Annotated in this window: 19 protein-coding genes and 1 pseudogene; 18 read left to right on the top strand and 2 right to left on the bottom strand. The window is 58.6% G+C overall.

The window, feature by feature from the left end:
* Nucleotides 1-492: 492 nt before the first annotated feature.
* The 7 genes from nifW (at nucleotide 493) to JJL52_RS18795 (ending at nucleotide 6,085) form a co-directional block, all read left to right on the top strand.
* Nucleotides 493-807 (top strand): nitrogenase-stabilizing/protective protein NifW, encoded by a 315-nt coding sequence (gene nifW / locus JJL52_RS18825; protein WP_202054049.1) that lies wholly within the window; start codon nucleotides 493-495, stop codon nucleotides 805-807.
* Entirely contained in the window at nucleotides 804-1,283 is a 480-nt protein-coding gene (locus JJL52_RS18820; RefSeq protein ID WP_202054048.1) for a nitrogen fixation protein NifZ, read from the top strand. Before nifW ends, JJL52_RS18820 begins: the two co-directional genes overlap by 4 nt.
* 2 nt (nucleotides 1,284-1,285) lie before the next feature.
* On the top strand, nucleotides 1,286-2,149 hold the full coding sequence (gene nifM, locus JJL52_RS18815; protein WP_202054047.1) for a nitrogen fixation protein NifM: 864 nt from the start codon (nucleotides 1,286-1,288) through the stop codon (nucleotides 2,147-2,149).
* A gap of 422 nt (nucleotides 2,150-2,571) precedes the next feature.
* A complete protein-coding gene (clpX, locus tag JJL52_RS18810; protein ID WP_202054046.1) occupies nucleotides 2,572-3,864 on the top strand; it encodes an ATP-dependent Clp protease ATP-binding subunit ClpX in 1,293 nt (430 codons plus the stop codon).
* 379 nt (nucleotides 3,865-4,243) lie between these two features.
* A complete protein-coding gene (gene grxD, locus JJL52_RS18805) occupies nucleotides 4,244-4,858 on the top strand; it encodes a Grx4 family monothiol glutaredoxin (protein ID WP_202054069.1) in 615 nt (204 codons plus the stop codon).
* 256 nt (nucleotides 4,859-5,114) lie between these two features.
* A complete protein-coding gene (locus tag JJL52_RS18800) occupies nucleotides 5,115-5,648 on the top strand; it encodes a flavodoxin (RefSeq protein WP_202054045.1) in 534 nt (177 codons plus the stop codon).
* Nucleotides 5,649-5,656: 8 nt separating this feature from the next.
* Nucleotides 5,657-6,085, top strand: coding sequence for a SoxR reducing system RseC family protein (locus tag JJL52_RS18795; protein ID WP_202054044.1), 429 nt, complete (start codon nucleotides 5,657-5,659; stop codon nucleotides 6,083-6,085).
* A 66-nt stretch (nucleotides 6,086-6,151) separates the two neighbouring features.
* On the opposite strand, the gene JJL52_RS18790 is transcribed toward JJL52_RS18795, so the two are convergent.
* Nucleotides 6,152-6,961 (bottom strand): TOBE domain-containing protein, encoded by an 810-nt coding sequence (locus tag JJL52_RS18790; protein ID WP_202054043.1) that lies wholly within the window; start codon nucleotides 6,959-6,961, stop codon nucleotides 6,152-6,154.
* A 190-nt stretch (nucleotides 6,962-7,151) separates the two neighbouring features.
* Between JJL52_RS18790 and JJL52_RS18785 the strand changes: the two genes are divergently transcribed.
* Nucleotides 7,152-8,654: an alginate export family protein gene (locus JJL52_RS18785; RefSeq protein WP_236994364.1), complete on the top strand. Its 1,503-nt coding sequence runs from the start codon at nucleotides 7,152-7,154 to the stop codon at nucleotides 8,652-8,654.
* A 127-nt stretch (nucleotides 8,655-8,781) separates the two neighbouring features.
* On the opposite strand, the gene JJL52_RS18780 is transcribed toward JJL52_RS18785, so the two are convergent.
* Nucleotides 8,782-8,991 (bottom strand): hypothetical protein, encoded by a 210-nt coding sequence (locus JJL52_RS18780; RefSeq protein WP_202054042.1) that lies wholly within the window; start codon nucleotides 8,989-8,991, stop codon nucleotides 8,782-8,784.
* A gap of 11 nt (nucleotides 8,992-9,002) precedes the next feature.
* On the opposite strand from JJL52_RS18780, the gene modA reads away from it, so the two are divergent.
* From modA to JJL52_RS18735, 10 genes and pseudogenes are all read left to right on the top strand, one after another.
* Nucleotides 9,003-9,773, top strand: coding sequence for a molybdate ABC transporter substrate-binding protein (gene modA / locus JJL52_RS18775; RefSeq protein WP_202054041.1), 771 nt, complete (start codon nucleotides 9,003-9,005; stop codon nucleotides 9,771-9,773).
* Nucleotides 9,774-9,783: 10 nt separating this feature from the next.
* Nucleotides 9,784-10,470 carry a molybdate ABC transporter permease subunit gene (gene modB / locus JJL52_RS18770; RefSeq protein WP_202054040.1) on the top strand — a complete coding sequence of 229 codons (687 nt, stop codon included), beginning with the start codon at nucleotides 9,784-9,786 and terminating at the stop codon, nucleotides 10,468-10,470.
* Nucleotides 10,467-11,546 (top strand): molybdenum ABC transporter ATP-binding protein, encoded by a 1,080-nt coding sequence (gene modC, locus JJL52_RS18765; protein ID WP_202054039.1) that lies wholly within the window; start codon nucleotides 10,467-10,469, stop codon nucleotides 11,544-11,546. The genes modB and modC overlap by 4 nt, the downstream gene beginning before the upstream one ends.
* Nucleotides 11,547-12,139: 593 nt before the next feature.
* Entirely contained in the window at nucleotides 12,140-12,568 is a 429-nt protein-coding gene (locus JJL52_RS18760; RefSeq protein ID WP_202054038.1) for a TOBE domain-containing protein, read from the top strand.
* A gap of 172 nt (nucleotides 12,569-12,740) precedes the next feature.
* A pseudogene (locus JJL52_RS21875) lies at nucleotides 12,741-13,214 on the top strand (ATP-binding cassette domain-containing protein); the annotation flags it as partial.
* 315 nt (nucleotides 13,215-13,529) lie between these two features.
* Nucleotides 13,530-13,916, top strand: coding sequence for a TOBE domain-containing protein (locus tag JJL52_RS21870; protein WP_436231533.1), 387 nt, complete (start codon nucleotides 13,530-13,532; stop codon nucleotides 13,914-13,916).
* Nucleotides 13,917-14,162: 246 nt separating this feature from the next.
* Entirely contained in the window at nucleotides 14,163-15,080 is a 918-nt protein-coding gene (locus tag JJL52_RS18750) for a LysR family transcriptional regulator (RefSeq protein ID WP_202054036.1), read from the top strand.
* 133 nt (nucleotides 15,081-15,213) lie between these two features.
* A complete protein-coding gene (locus tag JJL52_RS18745; protein WP_202054035.1) occupies nucleotides 15,214-16,416 on the top strand; it encodes an NAD-dependent formate dehydrogenase in 1,203 nt (400 codons plus the stop codon).
* 84 nt (nucleotides 16,417-16,500) lie between these two features.
* The gene (gene cynS, locus JJL52_RS18740; protein WP_202054034.1) at nucleotides 16,501-16,947 is read left to right on the top strand and encodes a cyanase; all 447 of its coding nucleotides are present in this window, start codon (nucleotides 16,501-16,503) and stop codon (nucleotides 16,945-16,947) included.
* Between the two features lie 665 nt (nucleotides 16,948-17,612).
* Nucleotides 17,613-19,193 (top strand): efflux transporter outer membrane subunit, encoded by a 1,581-nt coding sequence (locus tag JJL52_RS18735; RefSeq protein ID WP_202054033.1) that lies wholly within the window; start codon nucleotides 17,613-17,615, stop codon nucleotides 19,191-19,193.
* The last annotated feature ends 15 nt before the right edge of the window (nucleotides 19,194-19,208 follow it).

Genomic DNA, 19,208 nt, shown 5'->3' with positions numbered 1-19,208 from the left:
CTGCTGTTCGTATTGCTGGTGATTTACCTGCTGATCAGCGATTTGGACAAGATCGGGCCGTTTTGAGTTACCGAAGCAAAATGCAATGGGTAACGGCTGAAGCGAGTAGGGGGGCTATCTCTTACCGTGTGGCATCGGCTGATACATGAAAAAGCCGGTTTTCGGAATAAATCCCCCCTGGCCCCCCTTTTTCAAAGGGGGGGAAGCGGCTCTGTTACAAGAGGGGCTTTGTTAAAAAAAGGGGTTAAAAGGAGACTTTGTTAAAAGGGAAAGCGGCATTCACAAGGGAAAACGGTTTTACTTTAATAATCACGATATCCCCTTATGAATGAAGGATAAGACAGCTTCCTGCTTTGAAAAAGACAAGAGAGCACCTCTTTGAATAAAGCAGAACAATATCTCCTTTGAAAAAGGGACGACCACTTCCCCCCTTTGAAAAAGGGGGGCCAGGGGGGATTTCAAAGGGCACTCTTACACCAAACGAGGTAACCGATGAGTTTTCAAGACGAGATCGAAGAGCTCGAATCCGCGGAAGATTTTTTGCAGTATTTCGAATTGCCTTATGAAGCGCGCGTGGTCCACGTGAACCGCCTGCACATCCTGCAGCGTTTCCACGACTATCTGGACAAAGGGGCGGAGCACCTGCCCGAAAACGAGGAAGCGCAACGGGCGGTTTACAAGCAGCTTCTGGCGCGCGCTTATCAGGATTTCGTCGAATCCGATGCGCAGACCGAAAAGGTGTTCAAGGTCTTCAAAATGGCCGAACCGCAAACCGTTTTCATTTCGCTCGGCGATATCCAGACATGAACGACGACCGTTTCGACGAAGAACGCTTCGATTTCGGCGAAGCGGTCCGGGTGACCCGTAACGTCCGGAACGACGGCACTTATCCGGGCAGGGCGATCGGCGATCTGTTGATCCGGCGCGGGAGCATCGGGCATGTAATCGAAATGGGCACTTTTCTGCAGGACCAGGTGATTTATACGGTGCATTTTCTCGACCAAGGACGGATGGTCGGATGCCGGGCCGAGGAATTGATTCCGGCCGATGCGCTCTGGAGTCCGAGCCGTTTCGAGTTCCGCGACAAGGTGGTTTGCCGGATCGATCTCGCCGTCAACGGCGGGATCGTCGCCGCCAAAGGCGCCGAAGGCGAGATACTGAAAGTGCTCAGGGACAGCCTGCCGTTGCAGTATCACGTGCGCTTTCCGGGCCGTACGCTGCAAGTGCCCGAAAGCGTGCTGGAGCCGGCCGATCCGGAAAATTTCCGCGAGCCCGAGGATTGATCATGACGCAAACGTCCGAGAATGCCATCGAACCCTATACCCTGCTCAGGGCTTCCCTGGCCCTGTTCAAAAAAGCCCCGGCCGAACTCGGCCCCGAAGAACGGCGCCGGGCCGAACGGCAGGCCCGCAGCGAATACGACATCGAAACCCGGGTGCTGCACTCGGCTGAGGCGGCCGGGGTGGTCATTTCCGACAGAGAACTGGAATTGGCGTTTTCCGAAGTCCGCGGCCGCTTCGACAGCGACGAAGCGTTTCGCGCCGCATTGGCCGCCAACCGTCTGGACGAAGCGTCATTGAAAGCCGCCCTGGCGCGGCAGTGCAAGGTCAATACGGTGCTGGAGCGGGTCGCAGCCCGTTCGCCGAAGGTTAACGAGGTCGAAGTAGGGATTTTTTACCACCTGCACCCGGAAAAATTCCGCCTGCCGGAACAGCGAGACGCACGCCACATCCTGATCAGCATCAATCCGGACTACCCGGAAAATATCCGGGAGCAGGCGCGGCGGCGGATCGACGAAATCGCCCGGCTATTGCAGCGCAAACCGTACCAATTCCCCGAGCTGGCGCTCAAGCATTCGGAATGCCCGACCGCCCTGGACGGCGGCGCGCTCGGGACGATCGTCCGCGGCAAATTGTATCCGGAACTGGACGGGGCGCTGTTTTCGCTGAAGGAAAACGAGATCAGCGGAGTGGTGGAGACCGAGATCGGCTTCCATCTGATCCAGTGCCTGAAAATCATCCGCGCCGAAACCGTGTCGCTGAAAAAAGCGGCGCCGAAAATCAAGGCGCTGATCCAGGAACGCTACCGGCGCAATTGCCAGCGCACCTGGCTGGCGAGTCTGCCGGAGGTCGATAGGCAATGCCGTTAAGTTAGGAGAAACTCGTCGTTCCGGCAGGGATTGCCGGATGACTGTAGGGACACAGGAGGTACGAGCCGAAGGAAGGGCGAGGTAGATCGCGTCGGGAACAAGCGATCGACGCCTCCATGGATGGGGAAGGTAGATCACGTCGGGAACAAGCGATCGCGGGCAACGCAAGGAGCAGTTGCCGAATCCGGAAGCCAGGGATGGCAACGACAGAACACATCCCTGTGTCCTGGATACCGGCAATCCTTGCCGGTATGACGCCTTAACTTAACGGCATTGGGTCGATAGGTAGGGGGTAGGTGCGCAATTGCTTGTTTTGAATGTGCTGCGATGCTTTCCGCGTGCCGTTCGATGGTCGCTGTTGATTTTTTAAAAAGGTACGCGCAGCGTACCCTACGACTTAACGTTGAAGACGGGATGAAATGATGACCAAGGAATCCAAACACTGTTCCTTCTGCGGCGTCGAAGCGTCGGCTTCGGTGCCGATGATCGCCGGCACCGAGGGCTTCATCTGCGAAGCCTGCGTGCTGCTGGCCAGCCAAGTGGTTTCGAGCTGGGGCAGGAAGAAGGAGTTGAACGAGATGCAGGGGCCGCTGCCGAAACCGGCCGAGATCAAGGCGCTGCTCGACCAGTACGTGATCGGGCAGGATTTGGCGAAAGAGATTCTGGCGGTCGCGGTTTATAACCACTACAAGCGCCTGAAGCATGAGAGCCTGAAGTCGGGCAGCCTCGACCCTGCGGAAGAGGAGGTCGAAATCGGCAAATCGAACATCCTGCTGATCGGGCCTTCCGGTACCGGCAAAACGCTGCTGGCCAGCACGCTGGCGAAGATCGTCGGGGTTCCGTTCGCGGTTGCCGATGCGACCACGCTAACCCAGGCCGGCTATGTCGGCGACGACGTCGAAAACATCCTGGTGCGCCTTCTGGACGTTGCCGACGGCAATGTCGGCAAGGCCGAATGGGGCATCGTCTATCTCGACGAAGCGGATAAGATCGCACGCAGCCCGGAGCAAGCTTTCGGTACCCGCGACGTGTCGGGGGAGGGCGTGCAGCAGGCGCTACTCAGGCTGGTCGAAGGCTCGCAAGTCAAAGTGCCGGCCAAAGGGCGCCGCAAGGACGGCAGCAATGACGCGGTGACGGTCGACACGCGGAATATCCTGTTCATCGCCGGCGGCGCGTTTCCGGGGCTCGAAAAGCATGTCGAGAAGCGCCTGATGCCACGGAAAACCGAGATCGGTTTCCATGCCGAAGTGCAGGATGCGAAGCAGAAGCCCTCGCTCGAAGCCCTGCTGAACGCGACCCAGCCGGACGATCTGAAACGCTTCGGCCTGATTCCCGAGTTCATCGGCCGCTTTCCGGTGCTGGCGCCGCTCGAACCGCTCGACGTCGATGCGCTGATCCAGGTGCTGACCGAGCCGAAAAACGCGCTGGTTAAACAGTATCGGCAATTGTTCGCGTTCGACGAGGTCGAGTTGGAGTTTACCCAGGACGCGCTGGTCGAGATCGCCGAGCAGGCGATTGCCCGCAACACCGGCGCCCGCGGTTTGCGCGCGATCATGGAGCAGGTGCTCCGAAAAACCATGTTCGACCTGCCGTCCAGGGAGTCGGTGGCGCGCTGCATCGTGACCGCCGAGGTGATCCGCGGCGAAAGCGGGATTCAGCTGATCGAGCGGGAGGAACGGGATATCGCCGACCTGCAACGCTCTTCAGCCGGATGAGACGGAAGGTCGTTATAAATGCAGGATAGATAAGCGAAGCGCATCCACTTTAATTCAAGCATTGCTGTTTTTATGACCGTTAAGGAGTTGGCTCCAAATCACTTCCCGGCCCAAGACCTGCCAGGTTTTAAAAACCCGGCAGGTCTACTACCCGTACCGGCAAGTTAATATCGGCCAGATACTAAGTTAATAGCCGTGGGTCTGTTTCCCACACCCCGGCAGATGAAAAGCTGCGTAGGATGTGCCGAACAAAGTGAGGCGCATCGGTCGCGATTGATGCGCCTTCTGGCGTCGGCACATCCTACGGGTCTTACCCACCCCACTTTTATGGCCGCCTTTGCATTGGAAAAATGCATTATTAAACAGAGACCGATTGAACATGACCACCAAAGACAAAATCCTCAAGCAGCTCGCCGAAAATCCAATCATTCTGTACATGAAGGGCGTGCCGACCGCACCGGAATGCGGCTTTTCGGGGAAGGCCGCCGACATACTGAACCGTATCGGAATTCCTTACGCCTACGTCGACGTGCTGAAGGCGCCGTTCATCCGCGAGAAGCTGCCGTCGGTTTCGAAATGGCCGACGTTTCCGCAGTTGTTCGTAAACGGCGAGCTGATCGGCGGCGCGGATATCGTCGAGGCGATGGACCGCGACGGCAGCCTGGTGCCCTTGCTGAAGGCGGCGGGCGGGCCGGCGGCGTCCGAAAACGGTCAGACCATCAAGCCGTCCGAAGTAGAGGCCCTGATCACGAGCGCTTACCCGGGCGCCGGAATTCATATCGAAGGGCAGGGCTGCGACCTGAGCATCACGGTCGTCAGCGACCGGTTCGAAGGGTTGGCGATGATCAAACAGCACCAGGGCGTGATGGCCGCGTTGAACGAGGCGATCGTGTCCGGCCGGCTGCATGCGGTGATTTTGAAAACCTATACGCCGGCCCAATGGCAGGCGCAAAAGCCGGCCGCCGCCGCGGGCCTGCTGCAGATTCAGATTTAATTGACGCGTAAGTGTCCACCTCCCCTTTTGAAAAAGGGGGAATTAAGGATTCACCTCCCCCTTTGAAAAAGGGGGACCGAGGGGGATTTATTTAAAAATCTCCCCTAACCCCTCGGCAATTGCTCCTGCATTGCCCTACCTCCTGCATCCGTGCAGTCGTCGGCAATTGCTCCTGCATTGCCTACCTTCTGCATCCTTGCAGTCGTCTTTTTCAAAGAGGGGGACTAAATGCACATTGACACAAGGAGAAAGGACCATGACCAAAATAGGCATTTTTTTCGGCACCGACACCGGCAATACCCGCAAAGTCGCCAAATCGATCGCAAAGCAGATCGGCGAAGAAATCGCGGCAAAGCCGGTCAACATCAACAAAGCGACCGTCGACGATTTGCTGGCGTACGACGTGCTGATTCTCGGCACCCCGACTTACGGGGAAGGCGAACTGCCGGGTCTGTCGAGCGGGGCGACGGCGGAAAGCTGGGAGGAGTTTCTGCCGGCTCTTGCCGGCGCCGATTTTTCCGGCAAAACGGTCGCGTTGTATGGGCTCGGCGACCAGGCCGGCTATCCCGGCCATTTCGTCGACGCAATGGGCATGCTGTACGACGCCTTCAGTGATTGCGGCGCGGCTTTCGTCGGTTTTACCGGCATCGAAGGCTACGATTTCGAGCGTTCCAAGGCACTCTTGGGCGACCAATTCGTCGGCCTGGCGCTGGACGAGGATAATCAAAAGGAATTGAGCGAAGGCCGCCTGGCCGCCTGGTTGGCGGCAATCCGGTCGAGTTGGCAGTAAAGGTGGCGATGATTGAGGATATCGCGGTCGTGGCCCGCGCCGAAGGCGGCCGGGCCTGGCTCAGGCGCCGGCAAAACGGCGCCTGCGGCGGCTGCGTGCAGCAGGCTTCCTGCGGCACGGCAACGCTCGGCAGGCTGTTGCCGGGCCGTGAGCTGGAGGTCGTGACTTCCCTCGATTTACAAGCCGGCGACCGGGTGCGGGTTACGATCGACGATGCGCATCTGTTGGCCGGTTCGGCGCTTCTTTACCTGCTGCCGCTGTTGTTGATGTTCGCGGGTATCGGGCTGGCGAAGGCGCTGCTGCCTGCCGAAGCCGCCGAGGCCTGGCTGCCCGAAATCGCCTTGGCCGGGCTGCTTTTGGCCTTTCGGGCCGTACACTGCGCACAAAGGCGCCTGCTCCGGTTTATCGCGAAACCGGATGTCGTCCTGTTGGAATAAGCTGCGAAATTCCGGGCCCGGCCCCGGAAAACCGCGGTGCAATTCGCCCCGCAAGCGCGCGGGCCGTTACGAGGGCCTGACGCCCAGGATCGGCGCGTGGGCCTTGAAGACCGCCCAGACCGGCATGCCGGGCATCAGCGCCAGTTTGCGCAGGCTTTGCTGGGTAATCATCGCGGCCAGGATTTCGCCGCTCGGCAAGAGGACGATCACTTCCGAATCCACGATATCGTGCTGGATCCGCATCACTTTCCCGAACAGGCGGTTCCGGGCCGAAATCCGTTCCAGGGCGGGATCGGTCAACAGCATGATGTCGGCGCTGTTGATCATCAGCACCGCATCGGCGCCGATGCCGATCGCCAGCGCGTCAAGCGAAGCGGTGCTGAAAGATGAAACCACCTCTTCCCCGCCTTTCAGGCGCACGGTAATTCGGGCATCCGCGCCATCCCTGCCGATTGCGGTGACCTGGCCGAACAACTGGTTGCGGGTGCTGGTTTTGACCTCCAGGCGCTGGAGAAGGAGTATGGTATCGGGGTCTTCGGCCAGGCTCCGGTTCAGTTCGGCGATAAATTCCCTGTGCTTCTGTTCCAGTCGGGTGAACAAGGCCAATAACGCTTTACCCGAGGCCGTCAATGCGGTGCCTCCCCCTTTGCTGCCGCCGATGGCGGTGGTCAACAGGGTCTGCGGCGCGCCGTTGTTGGCCCGTTCCAGCATCTGCCAGGCGCCCTTGTAGCTCAATCCCATTTGCTTGGCCGCCTGATTGATCGATCCGCTGCGGTCTATCGCCTTCAACAGTTCGATCATGCGGGCGTCCAACATACCCGCCAGCCGTAATTCGCCTTCTATCCAACGGGAGGACGCTTTGTCGTTCGGATTCATGTCGCTTCCTTGAAAAATAGTTTTAATGTTTCTTATCCAAAAACGGTCTGTCGCAAATAACGTTATTTACTTTACTACATAGCGGTATATACTAACACCATCTCAACCGGTAATTGTTTGGGAAAACCCTTTTCTGAAATCGACTACCACACGAACGGCGTTTGACGTTAACGAAAGGCAGACCGCTATTATGAATCCCCAAAACCCATCGAATATCGCTTCCACTTTTACCCGCTCGATCGGAGCGGTTGCCGTTTCCGCCGCAATGATTTCCCATCCCGGACCGGCCGATGCGGCGACAGAAAAAAAAAGCTACACCAAACCGCCATTTGCACCTTTTTCGAGCCAGATGCCCGATGCCTTGACGGGCTCGTATAAATACGAGAAACCGGTGTGGAACCTGCACGATGCCTTGGGTCTGCCCGAATGGCTGTCGGTGTCTCTGGAACAGCGCACCCGCTATGAAACGTTGGACGGCTGTTTCCGGGCCGGCTGCAAGGGCGGCGATCAGCAGGTCCCTTTACAAAATGATTTATGGCTGGAAGCGCGGCTTAGCCAATGGCGAATCGGCGGCGAATTTCTGGACGCCCGCCAGTTCCTGGCCGATAAGGGGTCCGGGATCAACAATACCCATGTCGACGAGGCCGATTTCATCCAGGGCTATATCGCCTGGGCCGATCAGAACCTGGCCTATAGCGGCCTGGGCGTCGAGGCGATCGCAGGCCGGCAGACCCTGAATTTCGGCAGCCGCCGCCTGGTCGCCAGAAACGTGTTCCGGAATACGATCAACAGTTTTGACGGTTTCCGCTTGAGAGTCCTCGATTACAACCACTGGCAGTTCAACGCCTTTGTGACCAAGCCGGTCGGGCGCTATCCGAACAAGTCCGATCAACTGCTGGACAATTTCCACAGTTTCGACGAGCCGGAAGAGCAAGCGTGGTTTTCCGGCGGCTTTCTGGAAGTCTACGATTTGCCCGCCAAAATCAACGCCGAACTGTACTTGTACCACCTCGACGAAGGCGACCGCAAGCGCAATCCGACCCGAAACCGCCGCTATTTTACGCCGGGCATGCGTTTTTATATCAAACCGGAAAAAGGGCATTTCGACTTTCAAACCGAAACGATCGGCCAGTGGGGGACGGTGCGGGCGAATACGGCGTCCAATGAAAATCTGGACCATGCGGCCTGGTTTCAGCATCTCGACGTGGGCTACACCTTCGAGATGCCTTGGACGCCGCGCTTTGCGGTCGAGTACGATTATGCGAGCGGCGACCACGATCCGAAAGACAAAAAGGACCAGCAGTTCGATACCTTGTACGGCGCGCGGCGCTTCGATTTCGGGCCGACCGGCATTTACGGGGCCTTCGCCCGCAGCAACATCAATACGCCGGGCTACCGGATCAGCTTTAACCCCCATCCCGCCGTACAAGCCTTCATCAGCCACCGCTTCTTCTGGCTGGCGGAGAATAAGGATAGCTGGACGGCGGCGGGACTGCGCGACCAGGCGGGCAAGTCCGGCGGATTTGTCGGCCAGCAGCTGGAGCTGTCGACGCGCTGGGATGTGAACAGCAGCCTGAATTTGGAAACCGGCTGGACCCATCTGTTCAAAGGCACCTTTGCCGAAGACGCGCCGAATGCGCCGAAAAGCGGGGACACCGATTATTTTTATGTGCAAAGCCTGCTCCGGTTTTAAGGCGATGTTATAAACCGCTCATCATGCTTAGGATTTGGTTGGAAATAATTTCCTCGAATGATGAGTGTTTCGAAACGCGGATGATTCACTCCCCTCTTTTTCAAGGGGGGGAGGCGGGGGAGATTTTTTAATAAATCCCCCTCGATCCCCCTTTTTCAAAGGGGGAGGTGTGTTTAATGAAATCCTCTTTTTCAAAGAGGGGAGGTGTGTTTGACGAAGTTCCCCTTTTCAAAGGGGAGAAGGTGTTTTTGACGAAATCTCCCTTTTTCAAAAGGGGGAAATTGTTTTTGGCGAAATCCCCTTTTTCAAAGAGGGAAGCTATTTTTGATGAATCCATTAGGAGTTCCCATGTTCGTTACCTTCATCTCACGCTTCTCGATGATCGCGCTATGTTGCGCGCTCAGCGTTTGCCCGCCGGCCCTTGCCGCCACGACGATCGCGGCGGTCGCTTCCAATTTCACCCAGCCGATGGCCGAAATCGCCGAAGCGTTCGAAAAGGCGACCGGGCACGGCGCCAAGCTGTCGTTCGGCTCTTCGGGTAAGTTCGTTGCGCAGATCGAGAACGGGGCGCCGTTCGAAGTGTTCCTGTCCGCCGATGCGGAAAAACCGGAGAAACTGGAAAAGTCCAGACAGGCCGTGGAAGGCAGCCGCTTTACCTATGCGGTCGGCAAGCTGGTGCTGTGGTCGGCCAAACCGGGTTATGTCGACGATCAGGGGCGTATCCTGGAAAGCGGCGGCTTCAAACATCTGGCACTGGCCGATCCCAAGCTGGCGCCTTACGGCGAGGCCGCCGTCGAGGTGTTGAAAAACAAGGGACTCTTCGAAAGACTTCAGCCACTGTTCGTGCTCGGCGAGAACATTTCGCAAACCCATCAATTCATCTCGACCGGTAATGCCGAACTGGGCTTCATCGCGTTGTCGCAGGTGATCGGGAACGGCAAAATCGCCGAAGGGTCGGGCTGGGCCGTTCCCGAAACGCTGCATGCGCCGATCCGCCAGGATGCGGTATTGTTGAATAAAGGCGCCGAAAATCCGGCCGCCGCGGCGTTGATGCAGTTTTTGAAGTCCCCCGAAGCGCGGGCGATCATCCAAAAGTACGGTTACAGTCTGGCCGATTGAGGAAGCCGTGATGCTCGGCGATGATGATCTTGCCGCCTTGTGGCTGACTTTCCGGGTCGCCGCCTTGTCGACCGTATGGCTGCTGATGCTCGGCACGCCTTTGGCCTGGTGGCTGACGCGAACCGGATCTCGCTGGAAAGCCGTCTGCAATGCGCTGGTGGCGCTGCCTTTGGTGCTGCCGCCGACCGTGCTCGGCTTCTATCTTTTGGTGCTGATCGGGCCGAACGGTCCGATCGGCCGCCTGACGACGGGATTGGGCATGGGCACGCTGGCTTTCACGTTCAACGGACTGGTCGTGGCCTCGGTATTGTATTCCCTGCCGTTCGTGGTGCAGCCTTTGCAGACGGCCTTTGCCGCGATCGGCCCGCCGCCGCTGGAAGCCGCTGCCACGCTGCGCGCAGGTCCCTGGGATACGTTTTTCCACGTTGTGGTGCCGCTGGCGAAACCGGGCTTTTTGGCCGCCGCGATTCTGGGGTTCGCCCATACGGTCGGCGAATTCGGCGTGGTGCTGATGATCGGCGGCAACATTCCGGGGCAGACCCGGGTGGTGTCGGTGCAGGTCTACAACCACGTCGAGGCGTTGGAATACGGTCAGGCCCATTGGCTGGCCGGCGGTCTGCTGGCTTTTTCGTTCGCGGTGCTGATCGTGATGTACGGTTTCCTGAATCACCGCCTGACCGTCCAGCCGGCCAAATGAAATCCTCGATCAACGCCCGCTTTGCGCTCGACTACGGCACTTTTAACCTGGATGCCGACCTTGCCCTGCCGGGCACGGGCATCAGTGTGCTGTTCGGCCCGTCGGGCTCCGGCAAGACGACGCTGCTGCGCTGCATCGCCGGCCTGGAACGGCCGGCGCAGGGGTATCTGGAAGTCAACGGTACGGTGTGGCAGGACAGTTCGCAGGGATTTTTTCTGCCGCCCCACAAACGCGCGCTGGGTTATGTGTTCCAGGACGCCAACCTGTTTCCGCACCTGAGTGTGTACGGCAACCTGTGTTTCGGGTTGAAGCGGATCGGCTTGAAACCCGCCGCGGCCGGCCTCGAGCAGACCGTCGAGCTCTTGGGCATCGGCCATTTGCTGGACCGGATGCCGGAGCGCCTGTCGGGCGGCGAGAAGCAGCGCGTCGGGATCGCCCGTGCCCTGGTGCTGAAGCCCGACATTTTGCTGATGGACGAGCCCTTGGCCTCGCTGGACTTTCAGCGCAAGCAGGAAATCGTGCCTTATCTGGCCCGGCTGCATCAGGCCTTGGAAATTCCGGTGGTCTATGTGACCCATGCCTGGCAGGAAGCCGCCAGACTGGCCGATCATCTGGTGCTGATGAACGGAGGCCGCGTCGCCGCGGCGGGACCGCTTGCGGAAACCCTGAGCCGGATCGATTTGCCGCTGGCGCAGGACCGGAAGGCCGTTATGGTGTGGGAAGGCCGTATTGCCGGGCATGAAGCGGACTATCATTTGACCCGGATCGCTTGCATGGGCGCGGAACTCTACACGACCGCGATTGATGCGTCGGCCGGTACGCCGGTCAGGGTACAGATTTGCGCCCGCGACGTGAGCCTCGCTCTGGAAGCGCCGCAGGCGACCAGCATTCTGAATGTGCTGCCGGCGACCGTTACCGGTCTGGCGGACGATCGGAAAGGGCAGACCGTGGTGCGGCTGCAGGTCGGCGCGCACACGCTGCTGTCCCACATCACGTTGAAATCGAAGCACAGCCTGGGCCTGAAGATCGGCATGTCCGTCTATGCGCAGATCAAAGGCACGTCCATTTTAAATTAGGATTTGGTAGGGTAATTTCTCGAACGTTGATTGTTTCGAAAAGGAGAGGATTCCCTCCCCTCTTTGAAAAAGACGACTGCATGGATGCCACCACTAGAGCATTTTCATATCGCCTATAGGAAGATAATGCCGTTAAGTCAAACCGTCATCTCGGCAAGGATTGCCGAGATCCAGACTGCAGGGATGCATTAAAGCTTGCCGTCCCTGGCTTCTGGATTCCGGCAATCCCTGCCGGAATGACGAGTTTGCCCTAACTTTGCGGCATTGCTTATGACCGTACACCCAAAACGAAAATGCTCTAAAGGGTGGTCTATGGACAGAGGTACGAGCCCAAGGAAGGGCGAGGTAGATCGCGTCGGGAACACGCGATCGACGACCCCACGGATGGGGGAGGTAGATCGCGTCGGGAACACGCGATCGAGGGCAATGCAGGAGCAGTTGCCGACGACTGCACGGATGCAGGAGGTAGGCAATGCAGGAGCTATATTGCCGAGGGGCCGGGGGAGATTTATTAAATAAATCCCCCCTCGATCCCCCTTTTTCAAAGGGGGAGGTTATTTTTGACGAAACCCTTAGCTCACCGGAGGTTTATTATGAAAGTCAGTGCACGCAACCAGTTCAAGGGCCTCGTCAGCGAAGTTCGCCCGGGTTCTGTGTATACGGAAGTTCTTATCCAACTGAAAGGCGGCGACACTCTGGTCGCCACAGTGACCAAGGAATCCGCCGCATCTCTCGCTATCGAGGCCGGCAAGGAGGTGATCGCGATGATCAAGGCGCCGCATGTGATCCTCGTCACCGATTTCGGCGGCTACCGCATTTCGGCGCGCAACCAGCTGGAAGGAAAGGTGGTGGAAGTCAAGCCCGGCGCGATCAACAGCGAGGTGGACATCGAACTGAAAGGCGGCGAAACGGTGGCCGCCACGGTCACCAACGAAAGCGTCGATGCGCTGGATTTACGCCAGGGGCAACCGGTGACGGCGGTATTCAAAGCCGGCTCGGTCATTCTGGCGGTCGCGGCTTGAGGTTGAGACCCTTCGGATGCAATCCTGTTGCGTCCGAAGGGGCCTGACAGAAGCTAAGCACTCACCTCCCCCTTTGAAAAAAGGGGATCGAGGGGGATTTATTTAAAAAAATCGCCCCTTACCCCGCTTTTTCAAAGAGGGGCTGAACGCTTAAGACAAATAGAGGGCTGGCATGCTGTTGGAAATGAATGTAAAACTGCGCCGCGGCCATTTCGATTTGGCCGCGCAGTTGTCGGTCAGCGAGAATTGCGTCGGCCTGTTCGGAAAATCCGGGGCAGGGAAGAGCACGGTTTTCGATTTGATTTCGGGCGCTGTGCAGCCGCAGAGCGGACGCATCGTGTTGGACGGCAGAATTTTGTTCGACAGCAACAGAGGCATCGTGATGCCCCGCGAGCAGCGGCCGGTCGGCGCGGTATCCCAGGTTTATGATATCGATACAGCCGAAACCGTTCGCGATAGCCTGGCCGCTGCCTATCACCGCACCTTAAAGCAGCGCCGTATCTTCAAACTGGGCTTTTTGATCGAGCTTCTGGAGTTGGGGTACCTTCTCGATTCCCGTGCCGGATGCCTGTCCGCCGGCGAACGGCAACGGGTGGCGCTGGCCCGTTCGCTGCTCAAATCGCCCCAGCTTTTGCTGTTGGATGAGACCTTCGCCGCCATCGGCAACGGTTACCGCAGCAGGCTGTTGCCGATCCTGGCCCGTTTGCGGGAGGAACTCAAGCTGCCGGTCTGGTATGCCAGCCAGTCGCTCGGCGACATTCTCGAATTGACCGACCATCTGATCGTGCTCGAAGACGGCAGAGTGCTCCACAAAGGGCCGCTGCTCGAAGCGGTCAAGCAGCAGGGGGCGCTGCGCTATCTGGGCATCCGTCCGATCGACAACGTCCTGACGGTTACCGTTCGCGGCCACGACCTTGAATCCGGCTGCACGTTGGCCCAAAGCTTCGGTTTGCCGATACTGATGCCGCTCCGTCCACACCTGGCGGCCGGCGAGCGGGCGCAAGTGGCGATACGCGCGAACGAGATCGCGCTGGCCTCCCGCTATATCGACGGGATATCCATACAGAATCAAATCAAAGGCCGGATCTGCGCCCTGATTCCGCACGGGGACAGCGTGATCGTACAAGTCGATTGCGGCGGCACCCTGGTGGCCGAAATTACGCCGCGCGCCTGCCGCGACCTGGGCCTTTGCGAAGGGCTCGACATTTATTGCCTGATCAAGACCCATGCGATCGCTTATCTGTCCGAACTTGACGCCCTGACTCATCAGCGCATCGCGAATCATGGCGACGGCTGCTATTACCTGGATGCGAATTTATCCGTAAATCCCCTCGCCCTGTTGGGTTAGGATCGGGTAGAAAATAACTTTTCGAAATTGATGGTTATGAAAAGCGGATTTATTCACTCCCTCTTTGAAAAGAAGCGTTCAGTCCCCCTCTTTGAAAAAGGGGGGGGGCGGGGAATATTTTTTGATAAATCCCCCTCGATCCCCCTTTTTCAAAGGGGGAGGTGTTTTTCACGAAAGTCTTAGCAGCCAGCCGATTTCGGAACGGTCTCCGGTCGATCGAAAGCTGAATTCCACCCTCTTTTCACGATGTTTATCCGCCAAATTCATTATCTGCTCGCCCTCGCCAAAACCCGGCATTTCGGCCGTGCCGCGGAAGCCAGCCATGTTTCGCAGCCGGCGCTGTCGAATGCGATCCAGCATCTCGAAGAAGAGCTGGGCGTCACGCTGATCAGGCGGGGCCAGCGTTTCGAAGGGTTTACCGAAGAAGGCGAAAAAGTGATGCAATGGGCGCGCATTCTGGCCCAGGACTGGGAAGGCATGCGCCAGGCCGCCGCGCAGTATCGCCGGCAACTGACCGGCGTCCTGAAGATAGGAACGATCCCCACCATGCTGGCCGCCACGCCGCTGCTGACGGAACCCTGCCAGGCTGCCTATCCCGGCGTCTCCGTCAAGCTGACATCCCTCTGCGCCGAAGAATTGATACGGCAGCTCGACCGCTTCGAACTGGATCTGGGATTGACCTATCTCGATGACCCGAGGCTCAAAGGATTCAGGATTTTACCGCTGTACCGCGAGCGGCACGTATTGTTGGCCCGGAATCCCGATCCTCGATTGATGAAAAGCCGTTTGGGCTGGAACGAGGTCGAGGGGCTTCCTTTGTGCCTTTTGACGCAGAACATGCAGAACCGCCACCTGATCGATGCCGCTTTTCGGGAAGCCGGCGTCATCCCCAGGGTGATGCTGGAAACCGACTCGATCTTCGCTTTATATGCCCATGTATGCGGCGCCGGCCTTTACAGCGTCGTGCCTCACAGCATGTTGAACGCCTTTGAAATGCACCGGGAAGTCATTGCCTTGCCCCTGGCGCCCGAACTGTCGCGCCAGGTGGGCCTGGTCATGCGCCGCCAGAATCCCTCCACGCCCATCCAGGACGCGGCCTGGAACATTGCCCAAACCCTGGATTTGCAACCTCGGTTCGATGCGCTGATAACTGCGGCTTATTGAATCATACGCCGAAACGATTGGACCCCGATCCCCTCTAAAAGAATAATACGCCTAACCCGGCCGGGATCAATCAGAGGGCATGCCGTATGTCGGAAATGCCTCATTTTCCAATCCACATCGAGGTAAAAATCAAATGGCTAAAATTGTATGCGTACTTTATGACGATCCTATCAACGGCTACCCCACCTCCTACGCGCGCGAGGACTGCCCGCAGCCTGAAGTTTATCCCGACGGACAAACGCTGCCGACGCCCAAGGCGATCGATTTCAAGCCCGGCGCCCTGCTCGGCAGCGTGTCGGGCGAACTGGGCTTGCGCAAGTACCTGGAGTCGAACGGCCATACCTTGGTGGTCACCTCCAGCAAGGACGGCGCCGACAGCGTGCTGGACCGCGAACTGGCCGATGCCGAAATCGTCATTTCGCAACCGTTTTGGCCGGCCTACATGACCGCCGAGCGCATCGCCAAAGCCAAAAAACTCAAAATGATCGTCACGGCGGGCATCGGTTCCGACCATACCGACCTGCAGGCGGCGATGGAACACAACATCACCGTCGCCGAAGTGACTTACTGCAACAGTAACGCTGTCGCCGAACATGTGGTCATGTCGATACTGGCGCTGGTGCGCAATTTCATCCCTTCCCACCACTGGGTGCTCAAGGGCGGCTGGAATATCGCCGACTGCGTATCGCGCTCCTATGACCTGGAAGCCATGAGCGTGGGCACCGTGGCGGCCGGCCGTATCGGCCTGCGCGTGTTGCGGTTGCTCAAGCCTTTCGGCGTCAAACTGCACTATATGGACCGCCATCGCCTGCCGGAAGCGGTCGAAAAAGAACTCGACCTGACCTATCACTCCAATTTGGAAAGCCTGGCCAAGGTCTGCGACGTGGTGACGCTGAATTGCCCGCTGCATCCTGAAACCGAGCACATGGTCAACGAAGAGACGCTGAAGTTTTTCAAGCGCGGCGCCTATTTGGTCAACACCGCGCGCGGCAAGCTGTGCGACCGCGACGCGATCGTCAGGGCGCTGGAAAGCGGCCAGCTGGCCGGTTACGCCGGCGACGTCTGGTTCCCGCAGCCGGCCCCGAACGATCATCCGTGGCGGACGATGCCGAATCACGGCATGACCCCGCACATTTCCGGCACCAGCCTGTCGGCGCAGACGCGCTATGCGGCCGGCACCCGCGAAATCCTCGAATGCTACTTCGAAGGCCGGCCGATCCGCGACGAATACCTGATCGTGCAGGGCGGCCAACTGGCCGGTGTCGGCGCGCATTCCTACAGCAAGGGCAATGCGACCGGCGGCTCCGACGAAGCGGCTAAATTCAAGAAAGGCTGAGCGGTTTAAATCCGAAGCAGAGGAGCGCCCGAGAGCGCTCCCTGTTTTCGCGGATACCGATCTCATTATTGATTTGGAGCAGAGATGACGAACAGAATCGAAGTGACCGAAAAAATCATCGCCGCTAAAGTCAGCCATGGCTTGAAATGGTCCGACGTGGCGGCTAAGGTCGGCTTGAGCAAGGAGTGGGTCACGGCCGCCTGCCTGGGCCAGATGACGCTGACGCCGGCGCAAGCCGCGATTGTCGGTGAAATTTTCGGGTTGAGCGAGGAAGAGCGGCGATGGCTGACCGTCGTGCCTTACAAGGGTGTGTCGTCCGACGCCAAACCGGATGATCCGTTGATCTACCGGTTTTACGAATTGATCAGCGTCTACGGGCCGACGCTGAAGGAACTGATTCACGAAGAATTCGGCGACGGCATCATGAGCGCGATCGATTTCAGGATGGACCTGCGCCGCGAACCCGACCCCAACGGCGACCGGGTCAACATTACCTTGTCCGGAAAATTCCTGCCTTACAAGACCTATTGAGGCGTTTGCGTCAGCCGCCGCCCGGATGGCCGCTTTTCCGTGCGGGCGCCCCTAGCTCGCGTAGGTCCGATTGGCGCAGCGTAATCGGACGCATGTGGTCCAGGCAAGTGTTGTCATCGCCTCTTTCCCAATCGTAAAAGAACTTGTCTATTAATATGCTTTTATCCCTTCGCAGGATAAGGTTTACCGCTCCATCGCCAAGGTTTAGCAATGCCGAGCTTTTGAAATCTGCCTAAAACGGAACGGTCGACGCAACATGCTCTGCCGGCATGACAAAAAGGGCTGTCTCAAACGAGCAACGGAGCGGTTTGATTCGCATTTCATCGCTATGCCGTCAAATGAGTTTATCGCCGGATAGGAGCGGTAATGCCGGCTCAATGGCGGATAGCGATGCATAGTATGCGTCCGATTACGCTGCGCTAATCGGACCTACGCGGCCTTACGGAAATCCCCGGCCGGCCCGTGCTGAAGCCGTTGAACAATAAGCCGGCCATAGAGTCCAATGGCTTAGTTCAAGGGAGAGAGAATCATGTTCTTGCATGGCTTAAAAAGGCATTTTATCCGCGTTAAATCCGAGTTTCTCTTGCTTTCGGCGGCATCCGGGAGGGAGAGCGCGCCGTTTCCCGATTTCCCGCGCGTCCACCCTGACGCCTGCCGGAGCCAGGATGAATCGGGCGGCTAAACCGGCCGGCTGCCGCCCGGCAGGGTTGTGGCTCTTTCTGCTGCTTTCCGGCTGCATGGTCGGTCCCGACTATGTTCCTCCTCCCGCCGACACGGCAGCCCAATGGCTGGATTCCCGGGACGGGCGGCTTAAAACGAATTTCACCGATGTCCGGGATTGGTGGAAAACCTTTAACGACCCGGTGCTTAACCGGCTTATCGAAAGCGCTTATCTCAACAATCTCAATCTCCGCGTCGCCGGCGTGCGAATCCTCGAGGCCCGCGCCCAGTTGGCCATCGCAGCCGGCAATCTTTATCCGCAAAATCAGCAACTGACCGGGTCGCTGAACAAGATACGCCTCAGCCAGCGGGCCTCGCAGGCCGCCTTTTCGCAGATTTTCGATTATGCCCAGACACAGATAGGCTTGACCGCCAGCTGGGAAATCGATTTCTGGGGCAGATTCCGCCGCGCCATCGAATCGGCGGATGCCGAATTCCAGGCCGCGGTGGCCAATTACAATACCGCCTTAGTCAGTCTCACTGCCGATGTGGCGCGTGCGTATGTCACGCTCCGCACGCTTGAAAAACGCCTGAGCATTGCGCGGCAAAACGTCGGCACGCAGCAGGCGAACCTGCAGCTTGCAAAAATCCGCTATGAGGGCGGCACCACCTCTGAGCGCGACGTCGAACAGGCCAGGACGGTGCTGGCAAGCACCGAGGCTTCCATTCCCACGCTCGAGATCGAGCTTCGCCGGCAGCAGAACGCGTTGAATTTTCTGCTGGGCATGCCGCCGGGCCGGATCGGCGATTTGCTGGGCGCCCCTGCGCAAATTCCTGCGCCTCCCGCGGAGGTGGCCGTGGGCGTACCGGCCGAGCTGCTGCGGCGGCGCCCCGACGTCCGCGCCGCCGAACGGCGCGCCGCGGCTCAGTCGGCAAGCGTCGGCGTGACCAAAGCGGCTCTCTACCCGGCTTTTTCGTTGACCGGCACTTTCGGCTTACTCTCGACCGACGTCGGCGCGTTTGCGCTGAGCGATGTTTTTCTATGGAAAAGCCGGACCGCCAACTTCGGGCCGGCGCTGCAATGGAACATCTTCAACTACGGGCAAATCACCAACCAGGTCCGGGTACAGGATGCCCGGCTGCAGGCTTTGCTGATCGATTATCAGAATACCGTGCTCGCCGCGCAGCGCGAAGTGGAAGACAGCCTGGTGGCGTTCCTGCGCTCCCAGGAGCGCGCCCGGTCTTTGGGGGAAAGTATCGCGGCCGCGCGGCATTCGCTGGAACTGGCCACCTTGCAGTACCGGCAGGGCATCACCGATTTTACGACCGTGCTGACGGCCCAGCAGGCGCTGCTGAACGAACAAGACAGCCTCGCCGTTACGTTGGGCGACATCTCGAGCAATCTGGTGGGCGTATACCGCGCCCTCGGAGGCGGTTGGCAGATTCGCGAAGGCAAGGATGCGGTGCCCGTTTTCGTCAAGGAGGAAATGGCGAAGCGTACCGATTGGGGCGGACTGTTGTCGCCTGCTGCGCAACCGTCGCCGGATTCCCGGAAATCTTCGGGCATCGGTTGGCCTCGCTGGTGAATGGAGCGAAGATCG

This window comes from Candidatus Methylomicrobium oryzae, assembly GCF_016745425.1.
Lineage (GTDB): Bacteria > Pseudomonadota > Gammaproteobacteria > Methylococcales > Methylomonadaceae > Methylomicrobium > Methylomicrobium oryzae.
The sequence above is the reverse complement of the archived record's forward strand: the minus strand, read 5'-3'. Positions and strand labels throughout refer to the sequence as shown.